General features: G+C 62.2%; 17 protein-coding genes. 9 read left to right on the top strand and 8 right to left on the bottom strand.

Going from position 1 to position 22233, the window contains the following annotated elements; genetic code table 11:
• Nucleotides 1–22: 22 nt before the first annotated feature.
• Nucleotides 23–1378, bottom strand: a complete 1356-nt coding sequence (locus AC0J5Z_RS07165; protein WP_475038451.1) for an MFS transporter — start codon at nucleotides 1376–1378, stop codon at nucleotides 23–25.
• A 222-nt stretch (nucleotides 1379–1600) separates the two neighbouring features.
• On the bottom strand, nucleotides 1601–2776 hold the full coding sequence (locus AC0J5Z_RS07160) for a TetR/AcrR family transcriptional regulator (RefSeq protein WP_475038450.1): 1176 nt from the start codon (nucleotides 2774–2776) through the stop codon (nucleotides 1601–1603).
• A gap of 376 nt (nucleotides 2777–3152) precedes the next feature.
• Here AC0J5Z_RS07160 and AC0J5Z_RS07155 point away from each other — a divergent pair, with 376 nt between their 5' ends.
• The 8 genes from AC0J5Z_RS07155 (at nucleotide 3153) to AC0J5Z_RS07120 (ending at nucleotide 15527) form a co-directional block, all read left to right on the top strand.
• Nucleotides 3153–4256: an ABC transporter substrate-binding protein gene (locus AC0J5Z_RS07155; RefSeq protein WP_475038449.1), complete on the top strand. Its 1104-nt coding sequence runs from the start codon at nucleotides 3153–3155 to the stop codon at nucleotides 4254–4256.
• Nucleotides 4253–6007, top strand: a complete 1755-nt coding sequence (locus AC0J5Z_RS07150) for an ABC transporter permease (protein WP_475038448.1) — start codon at nucleotides 4253–4255, stop codon at nucleotides 6005–6007. The genes AC0J5Z_RS07155 and AC0J5Z_RS07150 overlap by 4 nt, the downstream gene beginning before the upstream one ends.
• Entirely contained in the window at nucleotides 6000–7103 is a 1104-nt protein-coding gene (locus AC0J5Z_RS07145) for an ABC transporter ATP-binding protein (RefSeq protein WP_475038447.1), read from the top strand. The genes AC0J5Z_RS07150 and AC0J5Z_RS07145 overlap by 8 nt, the downstream gene beginning before the upstream one ends.
• Nucleotides 7100–8194 (top strand): threonine aldolase family protein, encoded by a 1095-nt coding sequence (locus AC0J5Z_RS07140; RefSeq protein ID WP_475038446.1) that lies wholly within the window; start codon nucleotides 7100–7102, stop codon nucleotides 8192–8194. The genes AC0J5Z_RS07145 and AC0J5Z_RS07140 overlap by 4 nt, the downstream gene beginning before the upstream one ends.
• A gap of 1 nt (nucleotide 8195) precedes the next feature.
• The gene (locus AC0J5Z_RS07135; RefSeq protein WP_475038445.1) at nucleotides 8196–9476 is read left to right on the top strand and encodes an amidohydrolase family protein; all 1281 of its coding nucleotides are present in this window, start codon (nucleotides 8196–8198) and stop codon (nucleotides 9474–9476) included.
• A gap of 45 nt (nucleotides 9477–9521) precedes the next feature.
• Entirely contained in the window at nucleotides 9522–11873 is a 2352-nt protein-coding gene (locus AC0J5Z_RS07130; RefSeq protein WP_475038444.1) for a transketolase-like TK C-terminal-containing protein, read from the top strand.
• Nucleotides 11870–13537: an RNA polymerase sigma factor gene (locus AC0J5Z_RS07125; protein WP_475038443.1), complete on the top strand. Its 1668-nt coding sequence runs from the start codon at nucleotides 11870–11872 to the stop codon at nucleotides 13535–13537. Before AC0J5Z_RS07130 ends, AC0J5Z_RS07125 begins: the two co-directional genes overlap by 4 nt.
• A 439-nt stretch (nucleotides 13538–13976) precedes the next feature.
• A complete protein-coding gene (locus tag AC0J5Z_RS07120) occupies nucleotides 13977–15527 on the top strand; it encodes a hypothetical protein (protein ID WP_475038442.1) in 1551 nt (516 codons plus the stop codon).
• Between the two features lie 22 nt (nucleotides 15528–15549).
• On the opposite strand, the gene AC0J5Z_RS07115 is transcribed toward AC0J5Z_RS07120, so the two are convergent.
• Genes AC0J5Z_RS07115 through paaA form a run of 6 tightly spaced genes read right to left on the bottom strand, consistent with a single transcriptional unit; the run spans nucleotide 15550 to nucleotide 20436 of the window.
• Nucleotides 15550–16329 (bottom strand): enoyl-CoA hydratase/isomerase family protein, encoded by a 780-nt coding sequence (locus AC0J5Z_RS07115; RefSeq protein WP_475038441.1) that lies wholly within the window; start codon nucleotides 16327–16329, stop codon nucleotides 15550–15552.
• Nucleotides 16330–16339: 10 nt separating this feature from the next.
• Nucleotides 16340–17545 (bottom strand): 1,2-phenylacetyl-CoA epoxidase subunit PaaE, encoded by a 1206-nt coding sequence (paaE, locus tag AC0J5Z_RS07110; RefSeq protein ID WP_475038440.1) that lies wholly within the window; start codon nucleotides 17543–17545, stop codon nucleotides 16340–16342.
• 8 nt (nucleotides 17546–17553) lie between these two features.
• Nucleotides 17554–18093 (bottom strand): 1,2-phenylacetyl-CoA epoxidase subunit PaaD, encoded by a 540-nt coding sequence (gene paaD / locus AC0J5Z_RS07105; protein ID WP_475038439.1) that lies wholly within the window; start codon nucleotides 18091–18093, stop codon nucleotides 17554–17556.
• A 5-nt stretch (nucleotides 18094–18098) separates the two neighbouring features.
• A complete protein-coding gene (gene paaC, locus AC0J5Z_RS07100; RefSeq protein WP_475038438.1) occupies nucleotides 18099–19016 on the bottom strand; it encodes a 1,2-phenylacetyl-CoA epoxidase subunit PaaC in 918 nt (305 codons plus the stop codon).
• Nucleotides 19013–19441 carry a 1,2-phenylacetyl-CoA epoxidase subunit PaaB gene (gene paaB, locus AC0J5Z_RS07095; protein ID WP_475038437.1) on the bottom strand — a complete coding sequence of 143 codons (429 nt, stop codon included), beginning with the start codon at nucleotides 19439–19441 and terminating at the stop codon, nucleotides 19013–19015. Before paaB ends, paaC begins: the two co-directional genes overlap by 4 nt.
• On the bottom strand, nucleotides 19441–20436 hold the full coding sequence (gene paaA, locus AC0J5Z_RS07090; protein WP_475038436.1) for a 1,2-phenylacetyl-CoA epoxidase subunit PaaA: 996 nt from the start codon (nucleotides 20434–20436) through the stop codon (nucleotides 19441–19443). The genes paaB and paaA overlap by 1 nt, the downstream gene beginning before the upstream one ends.
• Nucleotides 20437–20550: 114 nt before the next feature.
• On the opposite strand from paaA, the gene AC0J5Z_RS07085 reads away from it, so the two are divergent.
• The gene (locus AC0J5Z_RS07085) at nucleotides 20551–22230 is read left to right on the top strand and encodes an alkaline phosphatase D family protein (RefSeq protein WP_475038435.1); all 1680 of its coding nucleotides are present in this window, start codon (nucleotides 20551–20553) and stop codon (nucleotides 22228–22230) included.
• The last annotated feature ends 3 nt before the right edge of the window (nucleotides 22231–22233 follow it).

The following is a 22233-nucleotide window of genomic DNA, read 5'->3' as shown; positions in this document are numbered from 1 at the left end:
TGATACAGCGGAGTGCTTTGTGTCACTCCGAATACGTGGATGCGGGGACCTCATCAACCCCGGTCGCATCGCTGCGTCTCCCAGCCCGCGATGCCTTCTTTCGTATGACCCGTCCAAGCAAAACAGCGCAAGTGATGGACACCGTTCCGGCGACGAAGACGTATAGCGAAGTTGAGACAGACGCATTAGTCGCAGCAAACAGGGCACCGGCAATAAGGGGTGCAATGGCGCTGCCGAAGAGATTGCCGAGCGTTGTAGCCAAGGACAGTCCGCTATAACGCACCTTTGCGTCAAAAGCGGTGGAGAAGTATGCCGGCGACAGCGCCCAGGGGATATAGACGGCCACCGTTGCCGCGACGTAGCACACGGCAATAAGGCCGTAAGTTCCTCCATCAAGGGCAAAGTACAGGGGGAAGGCAACGATGACGATGAGCGCAAGGCCCCACAAGTACACCCGCTGCCCGCCGAATTTGTCTGAGAGCGCACCGGCGATCGGGGTAACCACGAAGCCAATCGCAGAGGTGACGATCACCAGGACCAACATCGCCGTCGAATCCAGATCTCCGGACTTCCCTGCGTAAACAAAGTTGTACACGGTGATCAGGTAGAAGAAGATTCCCGGTGCCAGGCTGGCGCCGGCTACAAGGAACACTTGCTTGGGGTGTGTCCGAAGCACCTCGACTACAGGCAGACGCACAACGCCGTGGTCAGCCTTGACTCGATCGAACTCCGGGCTCTCCGCGACCTTCACACGAATAACCAGGCCAGTGATAACCAGTACAGCGCTGAGAAGGAACGGGACCCGCCACCCCCAGGCCATGAAGGCGTCCTCCGACATCGATTCCAGGGGTATGTACAAGGTCATGGCCAGGATCAGCCCGACTGCAACGCCTGCCTGCGGCCAGCTACCGAAGTAGCCTCGCTTGCCTTCGGGGGAATGTTCGGTAGCCATGAGCACTGCACCGCCCCACTCTCCCCCGAGTGCGAATCCTTGGGTCAGCCGCAGTACGACCAGCAGAATCGGAGCGAACACGCCTATCGAGTCGTATGTGGGCAGTAGTCCAATGGCTACAGTGGCAATGCCCATGATCAGTATGGTGAGGACCATCATCGGCTTCCGGCCTGCCCTGTCACCGAAGTGGCCGAAGACGATGGCCCCAATGGGACGGGCGACAAAACCAGCCGCGAAAGTCGAGAACGCAAGCAGGGTCCCGGTTGTCGGGTCGAAGTCAGGGAAGAAGAGCTGGTTGAAAACGAGCACCGCCGCGGTGCTGTAGATAAAGAAGTCGTACCACTCGATAGTCGTGCCGATGAGGCTCGCGAAGGCGACCTTCCTCGGAGAACTCGCGCCCGATGGTTGTGCGACCACTGCACTCATATTGTGCCTCCAGGTAATTTTGCGAACAGTCGGCCCCGCTATGCGTGGACCCTGGTGATCAGGGATGCCTAAGGCACCTGTCTCAGAATGAGCTTTGAAGTGATGCAGATTACATCAGTGGTCATTATCTTATTCCTGAGATGCTTTGTGCGCAAGATCTCATTCCTGATGGAATGTGGCGGAAAACTCAGACGGTCGGTGGACTCGAGGACGTACGATCCCTCATTGGTTCGTGGGAACCATGAGGCCTGTGGCAATCTGTTCGAGAATCCCTTGAATGCCTCGGATGTCCCGGAGGGACGGAGTGCGGACAACGCTGCTGATCACATGCAATGCCGCTTTCACCCGGGTCCTGACCACTTCCTGATCGGCCCCGGGGTAAACGTCCTGGACCAGCGAGGCGACATCGGTGACGTAGTCGCTCTGGGCCTCCAATAGGTTCCGCAACTCCCGTTCGGGAAGGTGCGGACGTTCGGACACAGCCAGTTGCAGGAATTCCGGGCTTCCCAGCGAGAAGGCAATGTATGAGGAAAGGATGCGTTCCAGCGCCTCGGCTGCATCAGCGGCTTCAGAGAGAGCCCGCGACATATCCATCCACCGCACTTCCTTGGCGCGATGCAGTGCCGCGGCAAGCATTTCCGCTTTGCTGTCGAAATGGCGGTAAATACTGGGACCCGCTACTCCAACCTCGGCGCCGATGTCGTCAAGGCTGACGGCGTCAAACCCGTACGCCGCGAACTGTCGGATTGAGGCTGCCAGCAAGGCCTCACGGCGGGTGCGCGGCAAGTCAATGGTCGCACTACGGTGATTCGTTGCCGCTTCAATCGGTGGCATGGGCATGACCAGTACTGTGCGCGCGAGCGTGGTCAGCTGGAATTCTTCGTCCGCACGCGAGAGCCGGTTGGGGTCCAGCGACACACTGATCATCGCCGCAAACATGGCCCATGCCCGCAGGTCCGCCTCGGGAGTGGGCAGCGCAGAGCTGCCGGACTGCAGTTTGCTGCTGATGGCGAACTTGATACCGCTGGCAATATCGAAGCGGGTGGCAGGCGGGAGATGGCGGGATTCACGCTCCCAGAGCACGCCGTTCTCCCGGTGTACCAGAATTGCCCGACCCAGCGCTGTGATCAACTGTTCGAGGTCGCCGTCGGGGGCCCGGGTAATGCTATCCAAAAAGGGCTGGAGGCTGGCCACCACTGCCTCGCGAAGAAGCTCGCCCTTGCCCGGAAAATGTCGGTAGAGGGCGGAGGGCTGCACTGCCATCGCCTTGGCCACATCGGTCATGCTGACCTGCGGGTATCCCTTCTCCACGAAGAGGTCACCTGCCGCAGCAAGTATCAGGGCGCGCCGGTTCCGCGGCCTGGTGCCGCGCTCCGGGGCGTTGGAGGACTTATTCATGTTCATAAGATTAGTCGCATTCACTTATTGCGCAATAGCCCGCTACGTGCCAAAGTTTAAGAACAACCTGCGGATCACTGAACTTCACTTACGCAAAAGCCATCTGACGCGAGACAGCGATGCCTCCCCCTGGTAGACACGTGAAGGTTCCTCCGCAACACAAGCAGCGGCCAAGAGTACGTCGCAGCCGATGCCGATTCACTTACGGGACACCAAGGTGGCTCGTAGACCAAGAGAAACAACGCAAGAACGAGACACCCCGATGGACAGGTTTTCCCGGGCGCTAGCGGCGCCCCTTCCGCGAATTTCCATCCCACGCGATAACTCAAAGCACCGTCCCAACCCAAAGTTCAGTGCAGTGACAAAGGAGTCCCACATGAAACGACGTGCAATAGTCGCTGTTGCCGCACTTTGCGGCTTCGCAGCTCTGACAGGCTGCAGCGGGAGTGACGCCCCCAATGCCTACGCTGTCAAGACGGACATTCCGACGGCAGCAGCAATGGACCCTGCAATCCTGGACGCCGCCGGCAAGGAAGGCTCGCTTTTGGTTTACGGCGAGGCGAATGAGGCGACCATGAAACCGGTTCTGGCTGCGTTCCAAACCCAGCACCCCGATATCAAGACCAGCTATATCAGCCTCGGCGGAACCGAGAGCTTCCAGCGCTACCTCAACGAGAAAGCCACTGGCGGAAAGACCGCGGATGTCATCGTCAGCCTGCAAGGCGCGAACTTCCTCGATCTGGTCAAGCGCGGCGACATCCAGGACTTCACACCCCCTGCCGCCGCGCCACTGCCCGACTTCGCGAAACTCGCCCCCGGGGTCTTCGCAATGGAACTCAACCCGGTCATGGCACTGATCAACACCACCCTCCTGCCCGAATCCGAACAACCCGATTCCCTTGAAGCCCTCGCCAAGATGTCGAGTGACCCCAAACTCACAGGCAGGATCGTCACCTATGACGGCACTACGGAGTTCGGTTACACGGTTAATCACGCCTACATAGCCAAGGCGGGCGAGGCCGGCTGGAACGTCCTGGATCAACTCGGAAAGAACACCAAGGTGGAAGCCAGTGCCGGGCCCATGTACAACAAACTCCTGCAGGGCGAGTACACCATGTCCTACTTCCAGTCCGGCGCTACCCGGCCGCTCCTCACCGGCGCTACCGCGAAGGTGCTGAATTACAAGTTCTTCAAGGACGGATCGCCCTTCATGCCCCGCGGTGCCGGAGCAACAACCGGGGGTAAGTCACCCAACGCGGCCAAAGTGTTCCTCAACTTCCTTATCGACAAGGCGGGCCAGACGGCCGGTTGCGCAGGCGGGTTCGCACCCTACCTGGATGGGGTGGACTGCCCGGTAAACCTCGCGAAGGTTACGGAGCAATTGGGTGCAGAGAACATCAACATCGCCACATGGGATGAGGCCTTGGTGAACGATGCACCGGCCTTCAAGAACCGCTGGAAAGAAGCATTCGGGCGATGAGCAGCTCCACCCTAACAGACCCCAAGGCCCCGCCCCCGCCGCCGGGTGTTGGAAACATCAAGCGGGCATGGTTGCCGGAGAAAGTCATCCACTACGGTGTCTGGATCTTCGCAGTCCTGCTGATCCTCGGCCCGATCGTACCGATCGTCTGGTCATCACTCTGGTCCACCCCGCTATACGAGGGCGGCGGCAGCGGTACCCTGGACAACTTCCGTAAGCTGGCGACCGATCCACTTTGGTGGTCAGCGGTCGCCAACAGCCTGCAGTTCGCCGTCTTCGCCACCATCGGCTCAGTTCTGGTTGGAACCACAGTGGCCTTGTTGGTTGCCCGCACCGACCTTCCGCTGCGGCGGCTCTATTCAGCCCTGATCGTCCTGCCCTTGGTCCTGCCTGGACTGGTGCTCATCGTCGGGTGGCAGTCAATGTGGTCGAAAAACGGATATGCCACACATCTGCTGGAACAGTACACGCCGTTCACTGTCCCCTTTGACCTCTACAGTGTTGCGGGAATGGTGGTCATGGGTACGGTCCTTGGCTCGCCTGTGGTCTACCTCTTTGCCCGGGGGACGCTGTCCTCAGGCGATTCGACACTCGAGGAAGCGGCCCGTTGCGCGGGTGCCGGCCCCCTCCGCGCCTTGCTCTCGGTGACTCTGCCGTTGCTGCGCCCGGCATTACTCAACTCCGGGCTGCTGGTCTTCGCTTTGGCGCTGGAAACACTGGGCATTCCCCTCATCCTAGGTACTTCCAAAAACATCGACATGATGTCCACCTACCTGTACCGGCAGTGGACCGGAAGCGCCGACGGCGGTGGAGGAGTCCTGCCTGCAGGAGCCGTTATGTTGTTGCTCGCCGTCACTTTGCTGCTGTTGCTGCGCAACCGCCTGGCCGGCGACCTCGCCCGCTTCACCACAACCGGCGGCAAATCATCCAGACCGGCAAACGTCGTCAAATTAGGCCCCTTCGGCTGGCTGCTGTCCGCCGGCGTCGGAATTGTTCTGGGTTGTGCAACCCTGGTGCCGCTCAGCGGCGTGGTTCTCGCCTCGTTCACCGCTGTTCTGACCCCGGCGATCAACCCGTTCAGCCTGCTCACACTTGACCATTTCTCGGCGATCTTGACCAACCCGCTCTACACCGGAGCCATTGGCAACAGCTTGCTGATTGCCACCGTCGGCGCCGCCATCGCGACCGCCTGCATCGCCGTCATCGCCTTGGTTGCCCACCGTTCCAGCTTTCGGTTCCGCGGATCCTTGGAGCACATCGTGCTTTATCCCCGGGCCGTCCCAGGCCTGATCACCGGTATGGCCTTCTTCTGGACGTTTGCAATCCTGGACCAGTCCGGAACTTTCAGAGCCACACTTTGGGCGGTGGGAATCGCTTTCGGGGTCCGGGCACTCGCCATGGGTTACGCCGCGTTCTACCCGTCACTTGCCGCGCTGGGTGCGGACCTGGACCGCGCAGCGCGCTCGGCCGGGGCAGATTGGTGGACGGCGATGCGCACCATCATCCTCAGCCTCCTGAGGCCAGCCATGGGCATCTCATACGTCCTGCTGTTTGTAGCAATGCTCAATGAAGCCGACGCCGCAGTTTTCCTGGTGACCCCTGAAACCCAGGTTTTGGGGCTGGCCATGCTTCAGATCGCGGCAAATGGCCTCGGCGGCACCGTCGCGGCCCTCGGAGTCATCCAACTCGTCATCACCGCAGCTGTCCTGGGCGCAGGACGCATTCTGTTTGGAGTTCGCCCTAATGTCTGATCTGGTCATCACCAATCTCACCAAGAAGTTTGGCCGTCTGACGGTCCTGGACAACGTTTCGGTGACAGCCACCGACGGACAGATACTGACGTTGCTTGGGCCAAGCGGCTGCGGCAAATCCACAACGCTCTGGTCCATCGCAGGACTGCTCAAGCCGGACGGCGGCAGCATTATTGTGGGCGACCAGACCTTGTTCAACCACGATTCCTCCGCCTTCCTGCCGCCGGAACGCCGCGACTGCGGCGTGGTTTTCCAGTCGTATGCCGTGTGGCCGCACATGAAGGTCCGCGACAACGTGGGCTATCCGCTGCGACTGCGACGCTACAAGCCCGAGGCACTACGCAGACGCGTCGATGAAGTGCTCGAGCTGGTTGACCTCTCTGATCAGGCAGACCGCTATCCGCATCAGCTCTCCGGCGGTCAGCAACAACGAGTGGCGCTGGCGCGAGCCTTGGCATTCCCTCCGCGCTTGCTGCTCCTGGACGAGCCGTTTTCCAATCTTGATGCCAAGCTGCGGGAACGTACCCGCGATTGGTTGCTTCAGTTGCAACGCAAGATTGGCGTCACCACCGTTTTTGTGACCCACGATCAAGACGAAGCCCTGGCAATGAGCGACAGGATTGCGGTCATGTCTGCCGGAACCGTCCGCCAGATTGGTACGCCGGAGCAGATCTACAACGATCCTGCCGATCTCTTTGTTGCTGATTTTGTTGGCACCAGCAACTTGCTGGAGGGAACAGTGATTGGCCGCTCAAAGGGGATCCTGACGATCAAGATCGACGGGTTGGACCAAGCGATCCACGTACCGTCCTCGATTGACTCCGACGGCGTGGTGGTTGCCGTACGGCCGGAAGCGCTGGCGTTGTTGCCTGACGATGCGTCGTCTGATGCCTTTGAAATGACCGTCAATGGACCCGTCCTTGAGAGGTCGTATCACGGCCATCACTTCCGGTACAGGGTGGGCGTCGGCGAGCAGTCCTTGGTGGTCGAAACCCGTGAGCGCACGGATTCCTCCCATGTGCGCGTGGGCATTCCTCGCGACGGCTACAAGTTGTTCCAGCCACGCACAGGCTCGGCACCCAAGGCCGCACAGTGATTCCCGTCGGATCAAGCTACCCCATCAGAATCGACCTGTTCAGCGACACTATTACCCGGCCAACGAAAGCTATGCGCCAAGCCATGGCCAACGCCGAAGTTGGGGACGAACAAAAGGGTGAGGACCCCTCCACCAACGAACTGGTTGCCCTGACACGGGAGCTCCTGGGCAAGGAGGAAGCTGTCTTCCTGCCATCAGGGACGATGTGCAACCAGATCTCCTATGCGCTGCACTGCCGGCCCGGCGACGCGATTCTTGTTGACGAGACCGCGCATTCGCTGTGCCATGAGGAAACCGGGGCGCCCGCCCTGGCCGGTGCACTGTACAGGCCGATCAAAGCAGACCATGGCGTGTTCTCTGCTGCCCAGCTTGAAGCGGCGCTCCGCCCTGAGGGCAGGTCATTCGCCCGAAACGCGGTGCTCTCAATAGAGCAGCCATCCAACCTCGGAGGCGGCACGTGCTGGTCGCTGGAGGGGATCACGTCAGTGACGAATGTGGCGCGGGCTCACCAGATCAAAACCCACATGGATGGCGCGCGGCTGCTCAATGCGGTGGTGTCCACGGGCGTATCTGCCCACGATTTTTGTGCCCCGTTCGACTCAGTCTGGCTGGACCTCAGCAAAGGACTGGGCGCCCCCATAGGAGCAGTGCTGGCCGGCGACGCTGATTTCATCAGTGAGGCCTGGCGGCTCAAGCAACGGTGGGGCGGCTCCATGCGTCAATCAGGCATTGTGGCGGCAGCGGGCACATTTGCTCTCCGCAACAACGTGGACAGGCTCGCAGATGACCATGGGAATGCCCGGTTGCTGGCTGAATTGCTTGCCGTCCACCCGCACATTTCGATCGATCCCCTAACAGTTCAGACAAATATTGTCCTCTTCGACCTCGTCGACTTCCCAGTTACCGCGGCGTTCCTGGTGGATCGCCTGCTGCAGAAGAGCGGCATCCGGATGGGCGCTTTTGGCCCATCCACGATTCGTGCCGTCACCCATCTGGACGTTGGCACGGAAGACGTACGCCTCGCAGCTGACGCGCTCAGGGAATTGCTGGACGAAACCTACTCGATGCACGTAAGCACAAGGAGCAACTAACATGACCATCACCTTTGATGTGACGGACCGTCCCGTACCGTACAGCGTCAGCCGCGCAGCCCGGACAGCCGACGACGTCACCGTGCTGCTCAATGCACGGGTTGTTGATCCCGAGTCGGGCACGTCCGGTTCCCTCAGCGATGTGTGGCTACAGGCAGGGCAGATCTCCCGTATTGTTCCTGCCGGCAGTGAACCGGGCACGGGCAGCGTCCTGGACCTTAAGGGCAGGTTCGTGGCTCCCGGGCTGATGGATGCCCATGTTCATCTGGCCTTCGATGGTGGTGATGACCCGAAGGGAACCTATCAGGGCAGCAGCGATGACGAAATCGTTGCGCAGGTTGTGGCGAATGCGCGGATTGCGCTTCGTGCCGGAATAACCACAGTGCGGGACTGCGGGACACCCAGGCACCTGCTTGCTCCCATGAGGGCAGCCCTGGGCATGGTGTCCGATGTCCCCACCGTGATTCATTGCGGTGCGCCGATCTGCCGCGTGGGCGGCCACGGTCACGACATGGGCGGAGAGGTACGCACCCGTGAGGACATCGAGACCATCATCGCCGAACAGCACGCGGCCGGCGCCACCTGGATCAAGCTCATGGCGAGCGGCGGCGGATTTACTCCCGGAACCAGTCCAAGCGTCTTCGAATTCGACCCCATCCTGCTCCGTGAGGCGGTGGTCATCGCCGGCTCCTACGGCATGAGGACTGCAGCCCATGCCCACGCCAGTTCTTCGATGGAAGCGTGTATCGAGGCAGGCGTGCACTCCTTGGAACATGCCTCGATGCTGGGGCCGGACGAGCAGTGCGCTCCCGATCGCGAGCTATTGCGCAGGGCGGCCGATGCCGGGATCCACATTGTGCCCACCGTCATTTCAGCGGACATCGTTTCCCGGCAGCTGCGAGAGGGCCACCCAGTACTATCCAACCCCCAGGACCGCAACGTGGTGGCCCGGTTGGAATCGCGGTTTACCAACGTGACCGAGTTCCTCCGCTCCGGTGTGTCAATCGTGGCAGGAACGGACGCAGGCCCTGCCCACGTCACCTTTGATCTCCTTGCCCGCGAGTTGGAACGCTATGTCGACGCCGGACTGGCAGCACAGCATGCGCTGAAGTCTGCCACGTGTGAAGCCGCGGACATGCTCGGGGTGGAGACGCACGTGGGTCGCATCCGTCCCGGGCTGTGGGCCGACCTCATCGTCACGGCGGCGGACCCCATGCAGGACATCAGCACTCTCGCAACGCCGGTTGGAGTCCTCAAGCGCGGACTACTGATCGCCCAATAACTACTCGCACCCCCATGACCACCAACACCCCCTTTAAGGCATCCAATGAACCTGACCCCAGTCAGCGATGACCTGGCGGCGAAAACCGCCAAGACCTCCGACGATCCCCAACTGGACGCACTTGCTATGATCGAACGCCGAGTCCTCTGGCTTGCGACATCCATCATCCACCACGCAAACAAGGTCCGGCCCAACACATCCGGCATCAAGGTGGGCGGGCACCAGGCCTCGAGTGCCTCCATTGCCACGATCATGACATCCCTCTGGTTCGGGCAGCTTCGCGCAGAGGACCGCGTCTCGGTCAAGCCTCATGCCTCGCCGGTGCTCCACAGCATCAACTATCTGTTGGGCAGCTTGGATGAAAAGTACCTCACAACGCTGCGTGAGTTCGGCGGGCTGCAGAGCTACCCCAGCCGTTCCAAGGATCCGGATCCCGTTGACTACTCCACCGGATCTGTCGGCATCGGCGCCACCGCGCCCATTTGGGGTGCCATTTCGCGGCGATACATAGAGACCGTGAGCGGCACACCGAACCGCGGTCGCCAGTACTCGCTCGTCGGCGACGCCGAACTGGACGAGGGCGCCGTCTGGGAGGCCGTGCTGGACTCGAACGTTGCGGATCTTGGCGAGATCGTCTGGATCGTAGACCTGAACAGGCAGTCCCTTGACCGGGTGGTGCCAAACATTGCCGCGGGCAAGATTGAGCGCCTCTTCGAGGCCGCTGGTTGGCAGGTGATCACCGTGCGTTTCGGCCATCTTTTGGAAAGTCTCATGGCCATGCCTGGAGGCGATGCACTCCGGAAACGCATTGTTGACATGTCAAATCCCGAATACCAGCGGCTTCTGCGCTGCTCCGCCGAGGAGCTGCGCCGCAGGCTCCCGGGTGAGGGCGCCGAGGGTGCGGCAATCGCGGAACTTATTGCCGGCGTCGAGGACCAGATCCTGACCCGGGCCATCAGGAACCTGGGCGGGCACGACCTTGCCGCGTTGCGCGAGGCCTACGCGCAGATCGATGACACCCGCCCCACCGTCATCATCGCCTACACCGTCAAGGGCAACGGGCTGCCCACCGAAGGGCACCCGCAGAACCATTCCTCGCTGCTGACCATCGATCAGTACCGCCAACTCGCCCACAAGATGGGCGAGAACCCCGACGTGCCTTGGACGCGGTTCGAGCCCGCAAGCGCCGAAGGGCAACTGGTGGGAATTACGGCCGAAACCCTTCAGCGCTCCGCGCAGCCTACTGTCGCCCCGCCCCCAGTACCGGCAGATTTCGGCAGGACGCCCTCGGGCACGGCAACCACACAGGCGGCTCTGGGCCGTACCCTGCTGGACGTTACCCGTGCGGCGCCCGAAGTGGCCCGCCGATTGGTCACCGTTAGCCCCGACGTGAGTTCCAGCACCAACCTCGCGGGCTGGCTGAACAAGGTGGGCGTCTGGTCAGTGGAAGAGCGCCAGAACTGGTTCAGCGACGATACCGAGACGGTCATGCACTGGCGTGAAAAGCCCACAGGGCAGCACATCGAACTCGGCATAGCCGAGGTCAACCTTGTCAGCCTCCTGGGCGAGCTTGGCGCAACCTGGAGCCGTTGGGGCCAGCCGTTGTTCCCGATCAGCGTGCTCTATGACCCATTCGTAGAGCGGGCCTTGGAACCATGGTCCTACGGCATCTACGCCGGCGGCCAGTCGATCCTGGTAGGCACGCCGTCGGGCGTCACGCTCGCACCCGAAGGCGGCGCACACCAGTCCATCAAGACGCCGTCCATCGGCCTGGAACAGCCCGGCTGCACCAGTTACGAACCGGCCTTCGCCATCGACGTCGAGTGGACGCTGCTCGCCTCCATGTCCCAACTCGGACGACCGGACGGAAAATCGGCCTACCTGCGGCTCTCCACAAAACCGGTCGACCAACAACTGGCCGCCGTCCCGGAAGATCCCGCCGCCCGTGAGCGTCGCCGTCGCCAAGTAGTGGCCGGCGGCTACATGCTGCGCGCGGCCGCGACACCGACCGCCACGCTCGTCGCCATGGGCGCATTGGTCCCCGAAGCGCTGGCGGCCTCCGAGCGCCTCGCCGCGCAAGGCACTCCCGTGGACGTCGTATGCGTCACCAGCCCCGGCCTGCTCTACGACGCCCTGCAAGGCCGCAACGGACAAAACTCGGACGCACCGTCCTGGATCCTGGACCAGATCCTGCCCTCCGAGCGCGCCTTCCCCATGGTCACCGTGCTGGACGGTCACCCCCACACACTCGCGTTCCTCGCCAACGTGCACCAAGTCAGAAGCCGCAATCTCGGCGTCGACACCTTCGGCCAGGCGGGCGGCATGGACGACGTCTACCGCTACCACGGAATCGACACCGACAGCATCGTCCGCGCTGTCCTGGACCTGGTCCAATGACAGCCACGGCAACGGCGACAGAGACTGTAAGTGATGCTGATCTTGTCTTAAGGGTTCGGTCGGGGGATCAGGGGGCTTTTGCGAGTCTTTTTGACCGGCACCGGGATATGGCGCGGTATGTCGCGGCCGGGCAGGTGGATAACAGGGCCGATATTGAGGACATCGTTTCGGAGGCTTTTGTTTCGATTCACCGGGCCCTGATGGGTGGCAAGGGTCCTGATACTTTCTTTCGGGCGTATCTGCTGACGGCGGTGCGGCGGATCGCGCAGGCACAGAACCGGATGGCGGCCCGTAGCCTGCCGGTTTCGGACAGTTTTGTGCTGGATCAGGTGGAGGATCCTGAGGACCCGGCCGTTGTCGGGTTTGAGTCCAGCACGGTGGCGGCCGCGTTCAAATCCCTGCCTGAGCGTTGGCAGGAAGTGCTGTGGTACGTGGACATTGAGGGAATGAAACCGGCCGCGGCATCGGGAGTATTGGGGATCACCCCGAACGGGGTGTCGTCGTTGGCGATCCGGGCCCGTGAAGGCCTGCGGCAAGCGTATTTGCAGGGCCACATCAAAGACTCAACCTCCAAGGAATGCGAAGGGTATCCGGACCAGCTGGGGGCCTTCTCGCGGAATGGACTGAGCCGGCGGGCCCACGAAAAAGTCCAGACCCATCTGGAATCCTGCTCAAAATGCACTGCCCTGCTCCTGGACCTCAATGACGTGCAGTCCGCCATGAGGGCCATCATCTTCCCCCTGATCGCGGGAGTGGCCCTGACCTCGGCTGCCCCTGGAATCGCGGGTACCACGTCGGGTGTCGGCAGCGCGCCTGCTCCCAAGTCCATTGCCGCGATGGTGAAAGTCGGGGCAGCGGGTTTAGCCGGGGCAGCCGTTATTGTGGGCGCCAGCATAGCTTTGGCAGCAACCGGAACCAACAACCCCGGCACACCGCAGGCGGGTGAGGTACCGACGTCCACCTCCACCCACAACAACCAGAACACAAAGTCCCCACTCACCGGCACCCATCCGGCCCCGACCGCACCAACGAATCAGCCTTCGAGCGCCTCCGGCCCCGGGCGAGAAGAACCTCCCGCGGTTCGTAAAGAACTGCCCGCCCAGAACGGCGTCCAACGCAGCCCCGCGGGCTTTCCCGCGCTGCCACACCGTCAGGTCGCTTTGCCTGTCCCGCCCCCGGCCGCTCCGCCAAAGACCCCGGGAGTCCTGCCACCGGTACCCGGGACGGGCACCACATCGGACCCAGCACCCCCAACACAGAGCCCCACCCCGACGCAGGGCCCCACCCCGACGCCGAGCCCGACCATAGCGCCAGAGGTCACGGCCACCGTCACCACAAGGGCGGGCTCAGGCGCAGCCGATGTCCAGGCCACGATCACCTTCACCATTTCCGGCCAAACAGCCACCGAAGCCGCTGAAGTGATCTTCTCCGTATCCGAAGGGGCAAGCCTGATCCCGGGAACACTCATCCAACCTGAAGGTTGGTCCTGCTCAGCACATAACGATGGCCCAAAAGAAGTCCGCTGCACGAGCACAGCGGTAGACCCCGGGAACCTCCACTTCACGGTGGGTATCGCCCGAAAAGACCCAACGTCCCAGACCACCCTCAACTACCGATTCATGGGGACCGGGCTCCCAGCAACTGCCTTCTCCAACACATTCTGAGCCCTCGTCAGGTGCGTGGGCGGTTTCTGTTCCGCGAATGTGGGGGGCCGAGGCGAGCCAAGGTCTGACGTGCTCAGTGCATGAAGCCGCTGCCGTCCCAGTCGCGGTCGTATTTGCCGCAGCGTGTGCAGCGCCTGTACCGGCCGCTGCCATCTTCCGCGGATTCCACGTGCCAGTGGTGATGGAGGTTCAGTTTGCACATGATCATCTGGAGCACGGCACTCTCCGTTCGAAGCACGCTGTCCCGCTAGGGCGCGTTTCATGCGTGTGGCTAAGTTTAGGCCGCACATCTTGGTGACAGGTAGTGGAATCCGGTACTGCCGGCGCTTTCATCCAGGTCCGTGAGCTGTATTCTCTATCTGAGCCACGTCTTGTTGGCCTTTTCAGGTTTGGAACTACGCCCTGCAGGTGCTGAACCATGGATGTTCCTGGGGGAACAATGAATCGATCCCGATCCGTGCGGCTCCTTGCCCGTCTGATGCCAGTGGGATTGGGGGTCACAGCCGTCGGTGCGGCGATGCTGCTGTCAGCTTGCACCATGGTTCCCCTGCCGGGAGCCCCCACTGCAACCACGCCACCTGCAAGCACGGCTCCGGTAGCGCGAAATACAGAAACCACGACGGCGGCATGGGAAGTACCGCTCGATGCCATCGGCCAACCTGTGGTGGCTGATGGCGTTGCCTTGGTCTACGCGTCGACTCCCACAGGTGTCAATGCCCATGCGTTCTCTGTTGCTGATGGGAAACAGCTCTGGACGCAGCCTGTTCACCCGGGGCTCGACGCGCCTTCTGTTCCCCTTGTACCTGTTGTCACCAGGACCGCTGCAGGGAAGAGCGCCGCCATCTTCCTGCAGGCTACGGCTCCGCCGCCCAACAACAGCGGCTACGAGTGGTGGACTGCCCCGGTGGCCTTTGACCTGAACACCGGCAAGGAGCTCTACCGCGGGAGGGCAGAACTAGTTAGTACACGTCCCTTTGCCTGCGACGGGTTGCAGGACATGTGCTTTATCGCCTTCGATGAAACGTCCGGGACAGTGGAACACTGGGTGGACTTGGAATCCGGCGACAATCTGTCCGGACTTGAAGTAAACCCGCTTACCGGCAACTTCCGGCCGGTCGGGAAAGAACTGTACTCGGTGCTAGCGGGCGGAGTTGAAACCCTGGCCCACGTCTCATACGGCGAGGTCCTGTGGGAAGTGGAAATTGAAAGCATTTTCGGGAAGGGCGCCACCACAGCCATGGGCTGGCACTTCACTTACTCGGAAAAATTGGATCTCTACGTCGGTTCCGTCGGCATTAACCCCACAAATTTTGCACCCGAGGAATTTACGGAACAAACCTTTTCACTGAACCTTCGCGAAACCACCAAAACGGTGGGTTTCCGGGCATCCAGCGGTCGGGTTCTTTGGACTGCTGATGGTTCACAGCTCGAATGCGCAAAGGCCGTGGGCACGGCTTCTTCCAAGCTGGAGGGCGGGACCGCTTTTCCTGTTCGGTGTGAGTACGTAGACGGCTCCATTGAATTTCCCGCAGGGAAATACGGGGGCGGACACTCAAAGGTGGTGGGCTACGATCCCATCACCGGCGAAGCCGCTTGGGAAAGCAAACCGGTGGAAGTTCACAGTTGGGAAACCACGGGCCTTATACCTTCAGCGGGCCACGGTGACTTTGTGATTGCTGGCACCTACTATTCGTCAGCACTGTTGGACGCCCGCACAGGCAAACCCAGTGGGGCAAGCTTCGACGATGCTTTTGTTTGCACGAAGGCCACCACCTATACCTTGCCGCCGAATGGCCCCAACAAGGATCAACCCGGCGGAGACATCGGCGCCGGCTCACTCATCGCATTTCCATGCCTCAAGAGCGGGTCCCCGGCCCCGGCATACACGTATGGTGCCCTCACTGACGTGAGCACTCCGGACCAAGATATGGCCGTCCTCTCCTTGGAAGGAAAAGTGGCCGGGTACAAGCTCCTCAAAGAATTTGTCTGATCCGGGGCGCGGACTGAGGAAGCTACCCCTTGAAAACGGGCGCCCGCTTCTCCTGGAAGGCACGGAAGCCTTCGGCGTAGTCGTCGGTCTTGCACAGCCGCGCCTGCTCCGTGTTTTCCTCCGCCATTGACGCCCAGAGGCCCAGGCGCTGGTCGCGAATGTGGGCCACGAGTTCTTTCGAAGCGTTGAAGGCACCGGTTGCACCGGAAGCAACCCGTTGCACGATCTCCCGGGTCACGGGCAGGAGGGAATCCGCCGGCATCGCACGACTGAACATCCCCTGTTCCACGGCTTCCGCGCCGGAAATGAGGTCGGCCGTGTAGATCAGGTCCAGCGTGCGGTGCATGCCCAGGCGCTCCGTGAAGTACCAGTGCCCGCCTGAGTCCAACGTGGCACCGAGCTTGGCAAAGGGTGAGCCGAACTTGGCGTTGTCCGCCACGTACACAACGTCCGTGGCCAACAGCAGCCCCAGCCCGACCCCCAAGCAAGCTCCGTGAGCGGCGGCAAACGTGGGCGCCGGGAATGCAGCCATTTTCTTCAGCAATGGCTCAACAAGTCCGCCGAGGTACGCCTGGGCATCGTCGGTTTCCGGTGTCACCCCCGAGATGTCGCGGCCCGCACAGAAGGCGCGGCCTTCTCCGCGAAGCAGCAGCGCCCGCACTTCACCGCGTGAGGCAGCGGCAGCAGCGTCGTCGTACGCTTTGTCCAGTTCGGCAAGCGCGTCCTCGTTGAGCGAGTTCAGCTTGTCCGGGTAATTGAGGACGATTTCGGCAATACCGTTGGCAATGGAGAGCTCGATCATGGGGGACTCCTTAGACGTCGAAGTCGACGGTAACTTCTTCGCTGGTGGGGTGGGACTGGCAGGTGAGGACGTAGCCCTTGTCCAGCTCGTCCTGCTCAAGGGCGTAGTTCTCATCCATGGTCACCGTACCGGTGACCAGTTTGGCGCGGCAGGTGCCGCAGACACCACCGGCGCACGCGAAGGGAACGTCCGGTCGGACGCGCAGCGCTGCGTTGAGGATGGACTCGCGTGCGTGGGTGGGGCTGGCGACGTCGCCTGTCAGACCATCGAGCGTGAAGGTGATCTTGTAGGTGTCTTGCGACTCGTCCTCCACAACGGGACGGCCGGCGTTGCCCTCGGGACGGTCCGGTCGGCCAGTAGTGAACAGCTCAAAGCGCACGTGCTCAGGCTCCACGCCGCGGGCAGCAAGGGTGTCACGGCACAGCTGGACCAGCTCGAACGGGCCGCACAGGAACCACTCGTCCACGTCCTCGGCACGGATGGCGCTGCTGAGCAGCGCCTGCAGCTTCTCCGAATCAATACGTCCGGTCATCAGCGGCGCGATCCGCTGCTCGCGGGACAACACGTGGTGCAGCGCCAGGCGCGACGGGTACTTATCCTTCAAGTCCGCCAACTCTTCCAGGAACATGACGTCCATGGCTGCTTTGTTGGCGTACACCAGGTCAAAGGTGGTCTCCGGGTTGGCGGCCAGCAGCGTGCGGGCAATCGCGATGACCGGCGTGATGCCCGAACCGGCGGCGATCGCCACGAAACTGCCGGGCTCCCCCGCCAACTCTTCCGGATGGTTCATGGAGTTCATGACGTTGTGCTGGACCGACGAGCCGTCCTTGCCGTGCCGCGAAATGAACGCACCTTGCGGGCTCATCACATCCAGGACATCCCCGACCTTCAGTTCGGCATTGGCCCACGTGGAGAACACCCCGCCCAGGTCCTTCTTGATGGCCACGCGGATCTCGCTGCTGCCGTCCTCGTAACTGCGCGGCTCTGCGCATATCGAGTAGCTGCGGCGAACCTCGTGCGGCTCACCCTTCTCATCCGGAAGCGTGGTGCGCAGAGCAACGTACTGGCCGGGCAGGTAGTCGTACTGCCCCGCCAGCTCGGCCGGAACAGCAAAGGTGACCTCAATGGCATCGTCCGTGAGGCGCCGGACTTCCGAGACGGCCAGGTTATGGAAAGACGCACGACGGCGGCTGGCCGTCTGGGTTTCGGTGGTCATGGAATTCCTTAGAGGACTTTGAAGTAGTCGAACGGTTCCTTGCAGTCCTGGCAGACGAACAACGCCTTGCAGGATGTGGAACCAAAGCGGGTGAGCTCCTTGGTGTTCAGCGACGAACACTGCGGGCATTTCACGGAGAGGCTCAGGCGGACGGGCCCGGAGTGGCCACCTGCGGCAGCCATGCCGCTTGGTGGTGCGATCCCATATTCCTCCAGCTTGGCCTTGCCGGATTCGGTCATCCAGTCGGTGGTCCACGCCGGAGACAACACCAGGTTCACGTGCACGCTCGCGTAACCCTCCTTTTCGAAGGCTGTCCGCAAGTCGTCACCAATGGCGTCCATCGCCGGGCAGCCCGAATACGTGGGCGTGATGGTGACCTCGACGGCGGCACTTGAGGCGCCGCCGTCGTGCTGGTCTGTTGATTCCATGACCCGCACCCCGCGGAGGATCCCCAGGTCCTCGATGGTGAGGACCGGGATCTCCGGGTCACACACCGTAGACGCAATGTCCCAAGCCCGCTGCTCTTCTGTCCGTGCAAGTGTTGCCATGCTGGTCACCAGCTCGCGCCCGGGTGTTCGCGGGCCAAGACCTGCATTTCAGCAAGGATGTAGCCCAGGAACTCGGAATGCTTGCCACGGCGGCCGCCGCCCAGAGCCTGCGGGACGTCGGGAATTTCCAGCTCGGCTTCGGCCATGATCTCGCCGGTGAGGCGATCGAACCCGGAGCGGAGGCTGGAAGGCTGAACGGCGACGCCGGCCTCGGCCAGACGCATGGTGAGCTCGTCGTCTTCGAAAAGTTCGTCCACATACGGCCACATGAGCTTGAAGCCATGGATGACGCGTGCCCGGGACTCATCGGTGCCGCCGGCCAAGCGAAGCACCCACTGCGCGCTGTGGTCGCGGTGGTAATCGACTTCCTTCACGGCCTTCGCGGAGATGGCCGCGACGGTGGCGTCCGTGGACTCCATGAGCTTGGTGTAGAGCTCGTACTGGTAGAAGCTCACGATGAACTGCCGGGCGATAGTCACCGCGAAGTCACCGTTGGGCTGCTCAAACAAGTGCGCGGAACGGAACTCGTGCTCGCGACGGAAGTATGCAAGGTCATCCTCGGACTTACCCCAGGCTGCGCCAGCGTAGGTCAGGAAGGAGCGCGCGTGGCCCAACTGGTCCAAGGCTATGTTGCCCAGGGCGATATCTTCCTCGAGCTCAGGAGCACGGGAAATCCAGTGGCCCAGGCGCTGTGCGAGGATCAGGCCGTCGTCGCCGATGCGCAGGGCGAACTCTGCAACATCCTCGGTGGGCTTGACCTGGCCTCTCTGGATTTCGAGGGCGATGTCCTCCGGACGCAACGCGTTGCCGGGCGTGATGCGGGTGGCGCTGGCCGAACCGTCGCCGGAAGCGCCGGCTCCGTGGACCCCAACGGAGATGTCGCCGTGGCCTTCGATGGCGAAGTCGGAATCTTTAGTATTCACAGGTGCTTCACGCCTTCGCTCTTGGTGTAGTACGTGGCGTGGCGGTAATCCTTGCCCTGCGGAGACTCGAAGAAGGAACCCTTGGAATCCGGATCGCTGGAAGAAATCGCCTCGGCCGGGACAACCCAAATGGAGACGCCTTCGTTGCGGCGGGTATACAGGTCGCGGGCGTTCCGGAGGGCCATGGCCGCATCCGGTGCGTGCAAAGAACCGGCGTGCACGTGGGACAGGCCGCGGCTCGAGCGGACGAAGACCTCCCAAAGGGACCAGGGAGTTTCTTCCTTGGCGCCATGCGAGGTGACGTCCGGGCGTGAGGCGGGAGCCGTCGTGGTGCTTTCAGCGTTGGTTGCCGCAACCTTGGGGGCCTCGCGGTTGATTTCGCTGGCTGCGCTGGCCGGTGCTTCCGGGTTGCCGTGAGGAGCCATTATGCTGCGTTCTCTTTCTGTGCTTGCTTGCGGGCGTACGCCACTGCGGCTTCGCGAACCCAGGCACCGTTTTCGTGTGCCTCGCGGCGGCGCTCGATGCGCTGCGAGTTGCAGGGACCGCGGCCGGCCAGGACTTCCTTGAACTCATTCCAGTCCAGGGGCCCGTGCTCCCACTTCTTTGTTTCTTCGTTGAAACGGATGTCCTTGTCAGGCAGCGTCAGGCCGAGGACCCGGACCTGCTCCACCATCATTCCGACGAACCGGCTGCGCAGCTCGTCATTGCTGAAACGCTTGATGTTCCAGGCCATGGACTGCTTGGAGTTGGGTGAATCGTCATCCGGCGGGCCGAACATCATCAGCGACGGCGCATACCAGCGGTTCACTGCATCCTGGGCCATCTGCTTCTGCGCAGGCGTACCGTTGGAGAGCTCCAGCAGGATCTCGAAACCCTGGCGCTGGTGGAACGATTCTTCCTTGCAGATGCGCACCATTGCGCGACCGTAAGGACCGTACGAGGCACGGCACAGGGGCACCTGGTTGCAGATGGCGGCACCATCAACAAGCCAGCCGATGGCCCCCATGTCTGCCCAGGAAATCGTGGGGTAGTTGAAGATGGATGAGTACCGGGCCTTGCCGGCAATCAGGTCTTCCATCATCTGGTCCCGGGACTGGCCCAGGGTCTCGGCGGCCGAGTAGAGGTACAGGCCGTGGCCGGCCTCGTCCTGGACCTTGGCCATGAGGATGGACTTGCGCTTCAGGCTCGGTGCCCTGGTGATCCAGTTTGCTTCCGGCTGCATGCCGATGATTTCCGAGTGTGCGTGCTGCGAGATCTGGCGCAGCAAAGTCTTGCGGTAAGCCGCCGGCATCCAGTCGCGCGGTTCGATGCGCGAGTCCTCCGAAATGATGCGATCAAAATACGCCTGTCCGGCTGCCTCCCGCTCCTGCTCTTCCGGGGACAGCTCAGCGGGCACTGACTGCAGATTCTGCGATGCCATGGTTGCTCCTAATAAATTACCGACCGTTCGTTCAGAATATGCGGAGCGGGTGATTTCAGTCAAGGTCCACCTGCGGCTCACTCGCCATTCACGGTAGCCCGGAACAGTGGAACCATGACTGACCTCTCGCGCCGCTCACTCGTCAAGACCTCCCTTGCCACCCTCGCCCTCGCCGGCGTCGCCACCGGCACCGCCGCACCCGCATCCGCTTTCCAAGCAACCGCTCCGTCCGCCATCCCGCTGGTGCGCAAGCGGCTCACGCTACCCACAGGGATCGCCACCGGCGACGTCACCACGGACTCCGCTGTCCTCTGGTCCCGTGCCTCCGGCCCGGGCCGGCTGACCGCACACTTGCAGGCCGTGGATAGCGCGGGCGAAATCCTTCGCGGACGCTACGGTTTCAGCCGCACTCTACGCGGCCCCTTGGCCACCGAGGCCAGCGACTTCACCGCCAAGATCCATGCAAAAGGCCTTCCCGCTGGCACCCGTTTCGCACTGAAACTCAATTTCGAAGACGAGAACGGCCTCGGCGAAGCCGTCACGGGAACGTTCAGCACAGCGCCCGGCGTCGGTCACGGAAAGTACGACGACGGCACTGAAGCCGCGCGCGGAGGCGGCAGTCCGTCGTCGTACTCGCAGTCCTTCGTCTGGACGGGCGACACCGCCGGCCAAGGCTGGGGCATCAACGAGGAACTCGGCGGAATGCGCGGCTACAAGGCCATGCACGCCACGAAGCCTGACTTCTTCATCCACTCCGGGGACACCATCTACGCCGATGGCCCCATCGCCGCCTCCGTGACAGAAAAGGACGGCCAGGTGTGGCGGAACATCGTCACCGAGGAAGTCACCAAAGTGGCTGAAACCCTCAAGGAATACCGCGGCCGGCACCGTTACAACTCCCTGGACGCCAACATGCGCGCCATGTTCGCGGATGTCCCCGTGATCGCGCAGTGGGACGACCATGAGACCACCAACAACTGGTACCCCGGCGAAATCCTGGACGATCCCCGGTACACCGAGCGGAACGTCAACGTCCTCGCTGCGCGCGGCCGACAGGCGTGGCAGGAGAACATGCCGATCGCCGACGCCGCGGCGCTCTGGCGTCCAGGAACATACGACGCCGGCCAGTACCAGCCCGCGCGCATCTACCGGAAGATTTCGCGCGGCCCGCAACTGGATATCTTCTGCCTGGACATGCGGACGTTCAAGTCCCCCAACACCGATGGCAAAGAGCCCTATACCACCAGCATCCTGGGCCAGGAGCAAGTGGACTGGCTGATCAAGGAAGTCCGCAAATCCAAGGCAACGTGGAAGGTAATCGCCGCGGACCTGCCGCTGGGGATCATCGTGCCCGACGGCGCCGTGAACCAGGAAAGCCTCGCCAACCGGGACCCGGGAGCGCCGCTGGGCCGTGAACTGGAGATCGCGGGCGTGCTTTCGGCGTTCAAGAAGTTTGGTGTGAAGAACACGGTGTGGCTGACGGCAGACGTCCACTACTGCGCCGCCCACCACTACTCCCCCGAGCGCGCCTCTTTCACGGACTTCGACCCGTTTTGGGAGTTCGTGGCAGGGCCCATCAACGCAGGCTCATTTGGTCCGAGCGATATGGACAAGACCTTCGGGCCGGAAGTTCTTTTTGCCAAGGCTGGTCGCTTCCCGGGCGAGTCACCGCGCGACGGCGAGAACCAGTACTTCGGGCACGTGGACCTCGCACCGGACGGCTTGTTTACGGTGAGCCTCCGGAACGCGAACGGCGCGGTGCTGTACTCGAAAGCCCTCACTCCCCAGCGCTGACCC

The organism is Paenarthrobacter sp. TRD_SC_7 (assembly GCF_056156245.1).
Note: the sequence above shows the minus strand (reverse complement) of the source record. Positions and strands in the feature narration are given on the sequence as shown.

Coding starts and splice junctions, on each gene's coding strand:
- AC0J5Z_RS07120 (WP_475038442.1), top strand. CDS start 13,977: ATGAATCGATCCCGATCCGTGCGGCTCCTTGCCCGTCTGATGCCAGTG.
- AC0J5Z_RS07085 (WP_475038435.1), top strand. CDS start 20,551: ATGACTGACCTCTCGCGCCGCTCACTCGTCAAGACCTCCCTTGCCACC.
- AC0J5Z_RS07125 (WP_475038443.1), top strand. CDS start 11,870: ATGACAGCCACGGCAACGGCGACAGAGACTGTAAGTGATGCTGATCTT.
- paaB (WP_475038437.1), bottom strand. CDS start 19,441: ATGGCTCCTCACGGCAACCCGGAAGCACCGGCCAGCGCAGCCAGCGAA.
- paaD (WP_475038439.1), bottom strand. CDS start 18,093: ATGGCAACACTTGCACGGACAGAAGAGCAGCGGGCTTGGGACATTGCG.
- AC0J5Z_RS07165 (WP_475038451.1), bottom strand. CDS start 1,378: ATGAGTGCAGTGGTCGCACAACCATCGGGCGCGAGTTCTCCGAGGAAG.
- paaE (WP_475038440.1), bottom strand. CDS start 17,545: ATGACCACCGAAACCCAGACGGCCAGCCGCCGTCGTGCGTCTTTCCAT.
- AC0J5Z_RS07115 (WP_475038441.1), bottom strand. CDS start 16,329: ATGATCGAGCTCTCCATTGCCAACGGTATTGCCGAAATCGTCCTCAAT.
- AC0J5Z_RS07160 (WP_475038450.1), bottom strand. CDS start 2,776: ATGAATAAGTCCTCCAACGCCCCGGAGCGCGGCACCAGGCCGCGGAAC.
- AC0J5Z_RS07150 (WP_475038448.1), top strand. CDS start 4,253: ATGAGCAGCTCCACCCTAACAGACCCCAAGGCCCCGCCCCCGCCGCCG.
- paaA (WP_475038436.1), bottom strand. CDS start 20,436: ATGGCATCGCAGAATCTGCAGTCAGTGCCCGCTGAGCTGTCCCCGGAA.
- AC0J5Z_RS07135 (WP_475038445.1), top strand. CDS start 8,196: ATGACCATCACCTTTGATGTGACGGACCGTCCCGTACCGTACAGCGTC.
- AC0J5Z_RS07155 (WP_475038449.1), top strand. CDS start 3,153: ATGAAACGACGTGCAATAGTCGCTGTTGCCGCACTTTGCGGCTTCGCA.
- AC0J5Z_RS07145 (WP_475038447.1), top strand. CDS start 6,000: ATGTCTGATCTGGTCATCACCAATCTCACCAAGAAGTTTGGCCGTCTG.
- AC0J5Z_RS07130 (WP_475038444.1), top strand. CDS start 9,522: ATGAACCTGACCCCAGTCAGCGATGACCTGGCGGCGAAAACCGCCAAG.